A 692-nucleotide genomic window follows, 5' to 3' on the forward strand; every position below is an offset into this window, starting at 1 on the left:
ACAATTGCCTTACGGGCGGGGTTACCTTATACAGTTGCTGGTCAAACAGTGAACCGCTATTGTTCATCGGGATTGCAAACAATTGCTATAGCAGCTAATGCTATTATGGCTGGTCAATCAGATGTGCTAGTAGCTGGTGGTGTTGAGTTTATGAGTGCAGTTCCGATGGGTGGGAATGAACCAACGAATAACCCAACCTTACAAACAGAAGATTCGGGTGTGTCTTATCCAATGGGGTTAACTGCTGAAAATGTAGCAAGTAAATACAAGGTTAGTCGCGAAGACCAGGATGCATTTGGTGTAGAAAGTCATCGCCGGGCCCACAAAGCACAAACTTCTGGTCGTTTTGAGGATGAGATTATACCGGTTACTACCCATAAAGTGCGCTATACCGAACATGGTCCACAGGTAGAAGAAAAAATCTTTGATCAAGATGAAGGGATTCGACCAGAGTCTTCAATGGAAACTTTAGGAAAATTACGAACAATCTTTAAGGCAGATGGCACTGTGACAGCAGGAACAGCTTCACAAATTTCTGATGGTGCAAGTTTTGTTGTCTTAATGTCAGGCGATAAAGTCAAAGAATTAGGGGTTAAACCAATTGCTCGTTTTGTTGGCTTTAAGGCTGTTGGCGTTGATCCAAAATATATGGGGATTGGCCCAGCCTATGCCATTCCAGAGGTCTTAGAACT

General features: G+C 43.4%; 1 protein-coding gene. It reads left to right on the forward strand.

Annotated features, from left to right (window positions below; translation table 11 throughout):
- Window positions 1-692: thiolase family protein (locus ACRCJ0_RS17735; protein WP_431391467.1), on the forward strand; the 692-nt coding region annotated here is incomplete at both ends.

It is taken from the genome of Aerococcus sp. L_32 (assembly GCF_050689315.1).